The 4,292-nt window shown below is 61.6% G+C and carries 4 protein-coding genes; 2 read left to right on the top strand and 2 right to left on the bottom strand.

Annotation, left to right across the window (positions count from 1 at the left end; all coding sequences use genetic code 11):
- Positions 1 to 818: DUF6473 family protein (locus tag QZ522_RS18070; protein ID WP_294614877.1), on the bottom strand; the 818-nt coding region annotated here is incomplete at its 3' end.
- A 160-nt stretch (positions 819 to 978) separates the two neighbouring features.
- On the opposite strand from QZ522_RS18070, the gene QZ522_RS18075 reads away from it, so the two are divergent.
- Positions 979 to 1,854, top strand: coding sequence for a 3-hydroxybutyryl-CoA dehydrogenase (locus QZ522_RS18075; RefSeq protein ID WP_294614880.1), 876 nt, complete (start codon positions 979 to 981; stop codon positions 1,852 to 1,854).
- A 50-nt stretch (positions 1,855 to 1,904) separates the two neighbouring features.
- Here QZ522_RS18075 and QZ522_RS18080 read toward each other — a convergent pair whose 3' ends face one another.
- Positions 1,905 to 3,281 (bottom strand): cytochrome P450, encoded by a 1,377-nt coding sequence (locus QZ522_RS18080; protein WP_294614883.1) that lies wholly within the window; start codon positions 3,279 to 3,281, stop codon positions 1,905 to 1,907.
- A gap of 117 nt (positions 3,282 to 3,398) precedes the next feature.
- Here QZ522_RS18080 and QZ522_RS18085 point away from each other — a divergent pair, with 117 nt between their 5' ends.
- On the top strand, positions 3,399 to 4,106 hold the full coding sequence (locus QZ522_RS18085; RefSeq protein ID WP_294614885.1) for a hypothetical protein: 708 nt from the start codon (positions 3,399 to 3,401) through the stop codon (positions 4,104 to 4,106).
- Positions 4,107 to 4,292: the final 186 nt, after the last annotated feature.

Below are 4,292 nucleotides of genomic sequence, written 5' to 3' on the forward strand. Positions count from 1 at the left end.
TCGCCGAGGGCCGGTAAGAGCGCCTTTGAGGCCTGGCTATGCGCCAGCGGACCGGGAAGATCGGCGGCAATCGCCTCTTCCATTGCGGCAAAGCGCATGCCGCGCGTGCCCTGTTCACGCGCGGCGCGGCTTATCACCACCTCGACCACGCGCGCGGCGCGGGTGCCAATGGCATTAACCATCGAGCGGCTTACAAAGGCCGGATCATTGGCAATATCGGCCGGGCCATCCCCGCGGCCGGGTCTGTGGCCCGCGAACCACAAAAGAACGACGGGCCGCTCAATCCGTTCCAGCAAAAGTTGCATGCGCTCGACACAGGTTTCCTGAAGGCCCTCGCGCAACACCGAGAAACGTTCCGGTGCAATCTGAATAAGCCGTGCCATCATGTGGCGGGTAAAGTGGAATTCGGTGAAATCCACCTCGGGATAAAGACGGCGCATGCGTGGCGTCGTTTGAAGAAACCGGTCGTTGCGGCGCGGATGCACCTGATAGAACGGATTTGACAGATTCATCGCACAGGGCATCTGCACCACCACTGCCCGCGCTTCGCGGGCCAGCGAGACAAGCCCGTCATCCTTCAGGAAGGCATCGACCCCGGCATTGGGCCAGCCGAAATTCACACAGGTCACGCCCAATTGCCGCTCAAGCAGGTCGGGATAGGGCCGATCAATGAATTTGCCGTAGGTTTCCGTGCCTCCCAGACAGGCCACATACGCATTTGTCAGATCCCGTTGCGGTCCACGAAACAGCAGTTTTGATGTCCCATAGCGCACAGGTTTATAATCGAGAGGCTGGCGCCCCATCCGTTCAAAGGCCATGATGCCCACCTTGTTTAACTCACCCGAAGACAGGATTCGCCGAATTCCGTTGAGAAAAGGCTAAAGCTAAAATTTAGCCCTGTTTTTAGCGGTTTCCGGCACTTGCGGCCCGCCCCGCACGGGGCCTATGTTAGGGGTGAACAACGGCAGGGGCAGGCACATGGAAATTGCGAAAATCGGCGTGGTTGGTGCGGGACAGATGGGCAACGGCATTGCCCATGTGATGGCGCTTGCGGGCTATGACGTTCTGCTCAACGATATCAGCGGCGAGGCGCTGCAAGGCGCGGTCGCGCTGATCCGCAAGAACCTCGACCGCCAGGTCAGCCGCGAAAAGATCAGCCGGGATGACATGGAAGCGGCCATGGCCCGGATCACCACCACCCAGACCCTGACCGATCTTGGCGCAACCGATCTCGTGATCGAGGCCGCGACCGAACGCGAGCCGGTCAAACAGGCGATTTTCGATGAATTGTTGCCCCACCTTCAGCCGCATACCATCCTGACCTCGAATACCTCGTCGATCTCGATCACCCGGCTGGCAAGCCGCACGGACCGCCCCGAGAAATTCATGGGCTTCCACTTCATGAACCCGGTCCCGGTGATGCAACTGGTCGAGCTCATTCGCGGCATCGCGACCGACCGCGAAACCTATGACACGTGCCTGGCCGTGGTTGACAAGCTTGGCAAAACCGCTGCCTCCGCCGAAGATTTTCCCGCTTTTATCGTCAATCGCATCCTGATGCCGATGATCAACGAGGCGGTTTATACGCTTTATGAAGGCGTCGGGAACGTCAAATCCATCGACGAGTCGCTCAAGCTGGGTGCCAATCACCCGATGGGCCCGCTGGAACTGGCCGATTTCATCGGTCTGGACACCTGCCTTGCGATCATGAACGTGCTGCACGACGGGCTGGCCGATACCAAATACCGGCCCTGTCCCCTGCTCACCAAATATGTCGAGGCCGGCTGGCTGGGGCGCAAGACCGGGCGCGGCTTTTATGACTATCGCGGCGAGACACCGGTGCCCACACGGTAGTGCGGGCGCTGACTTTCATCTTTCCATAAATACTCCCCGCGCGGAGCGCTCTAGACCGGTTCGGCCTCAAGCCAGACACCGCCTTCGGGGCGCAGCGTCAGGATCATCACCGGCTCCGGGTCGCGCCCGGCCACCGGGATGAACCGAAAGCGTGACAAGAGCGTCGCCAGAATGATCACCGCCTCCTGCAACGCAAAGCTTGCCCCGATGCAAATTCGCGGCCCGTCGCCAAACGGCAGATAGGCATAGCGCTGGATCGCTTTGCGATCAGCGAAACGCTCGGGGCGAAAGCGGTCCGGATCATCCCACAAGAGGTGATTGCGGTGCAGTGCATAGATCGGGATGATCACCGTGTCGCCGGGGCGCACCTCGCGCCCACAGAGGGTATCGGCGACCTGCGCGGTGCGCGAAATCATCCCCGCCGGCGGATACAGGCGCAGGGCCTCGTCGATGATCTGTCGGATAAAGGGCATCTTGGGCACGTCCTCGCCGGTGGCGGCGCGGCCCTTAAGCACGCCTTGCGCCTCGGCGCGGGCGCGGTCCTGAACGCCCTGATCATAGGCACAAAGATAAAGCGACCAGGCGAGGGTCAGCGCGGTCGTTTCGTGGCCCGCAACGATAAAGGTCAACAGGTTGTCGCGAAGCTCGGCGGTGTCCATCTTGCGGTGGGTTTCGGGGTCTTCGCCCTCGATCAGCAAATCGAGCAGGTCGGGCACGCCCTGTGGCCCGCGGGCGCGGCGCGCCTCGACGGCCTCATCGGCGACGCGCTTCATTGCCAAAACGCTGCCCCCCGACATGATACGCCCCGGGCGCGGCACCCAATCGGGCAGGCCGAGAATATCGAACAACGAGATTTTGCCGGCGTCGGCGATATAGGCGTCGATGCCGCGATGCACGGCATCGGCGTCAAAGGTGCCGTCGTCGGAAAAGGTGACGTCGGCGATGATGTCGAATGTTGTGCGCACCATATCGGCGGCCATGTCGACCGCGCGCGGCCCGGCCCCGGCGATCCGTGCACAGGATCGCTCGGCGGCGGCCGTCATTGTGGGGGCAAGCGCCATCACGTTGCGATGCGAAAATACCGGTGCCGCCGTGCGCCTTTGCCAGCGCCAATGCGCCCCCTCGGCGATGAAAAGAGAGTCGCCGATGGCTGGGCGCAGCAGATTCTTGGTGACCAGAGACTTTGGGTAATTCTCTAGATTTTCCAACAACATGCTGCGGATCGCATCCGGGTCCATCACCATATGCCACCGCTTGCCGGTCCGCCCCGAGACCATCGGCTGGCGGGTGGCGATGGCCGGGATGATCGACAAGATATTGGCGCGCGCCGCCTTGAGGCTGGCGAGGATGTTCATCGGTTCGGTCACAAGCGGCACTTTGACGGGAGGCGCGTGAACCGGGCTTTTGGGCGGCGTTGCGGGCTGCATCGGGCACCTTTCTGCTTATGCCCTTGATATAGGGGCGCGCGTGCGCCGGGGCAAATGATTGCGAAGGGCGGGCCGCTGCTGTATCCACCGGCAAAACCATTTCCAAGGGATTGCCCGATGACCCGTCTTTTTGCCCTGCTCGGGCTGGTTCTGATCACTGCCTGCACGAATGCCAACGATCTTGACGAGGCACCGACCTATCTCGGCAACTTTCATTTCGGACATAACGTGGTGGTGGCGCCGAACCTGACCAAGGGGCCTGCATCGCGCGAGGCCAGCAAAGAGGAATGGATCGAGGCGATGACCACAGCGATGTCGGATCGCTTCGGGCGTTATGATGGCAGCAAGCTCTATCATCTGGGCGTCAGCGTCGAGGGCTATGTTCTGGCCATTCCGGGCGTACCGATTCTGGCCTCGCCGAAATCGGCACTGATCCTGAATGTCACGGCCTGGGATGATGCGGCGGGCAAAAAGCTCAACGAAAAACCCCATACGGTGACCGTGGTCGAAAGCATTTCCGGCAGCACCTTCCTTGGTTCGGGCCTGACCCAGAGCAAGGAAAAGCAGATGCTGAATCTGAGCCGCAACGCCGCAAAGCAGATCCAGAACTGGCTTGAGAATCAGAATAACGACAAGGGCTGGTTCGAGGATGACGGCATGCCCGCCAAGGGCAAGACCGGCCCCGCGCCAGAGGCCCCGACCGAAACCGACGCGGCTGCGGCGGACGAGGCGCCCGCGCCAGAGGTGGCCGATGCCACGGATCAGGTGGTCACCGCTGCGAAAGCCACGCAAGAGCCTGAAGCGGCCGCGCCTGTGGCCGAGTAGTTACAGCAGGGTCCAGGGTGGCGGGGCCGGTGGTCAAGTGGGGCTTGATTTTACCGGCGCAACCCAATAAACGGCGCGCGGAGTAGATAACCGGGCCGGAGGGCCCCCCAACTGACAAGGCGCCCTGAAATATGGCTAAGGCAAAGTTTGACCGCTCAAAACCGCACGTAAACATCGGCACCATTG

Origin of the sequence: uncultured Roseovarius sp. (assembly GCF_913054395.1) — a bacterium.
GTDB lineage: Bacteria > Pseudomonadota > Alphaproteobacteria > Rhodobacterales > Rhodobacteraceae > Roseovarius.

Bases quoted from the DNA above. Each gene is read 5' to 3' on its own strand.
- QZ522_RS18075 (WP_294614880.1), top strand. From the start codon at position 979: ATGGAAATTGCGAAAATCGGCGTGGTTGGTGCGGGACAGATGGGCAAC.
- QZ522_RS18080 (WP_294614883.1), bottom strand. From the start codon at position 3,281: ATGCAGCCCGCAACGCCGCCCAAAAGCCCGGTTCACGCGCCTCCCGTC.
- QZ522_RS18085 (WP_294614885.1), top strand. From the start codon at position 3,399: ATGACCCGTCTTTTTGCCCTGCTCGGGCTGGTTCTGATCACTGCCTGC.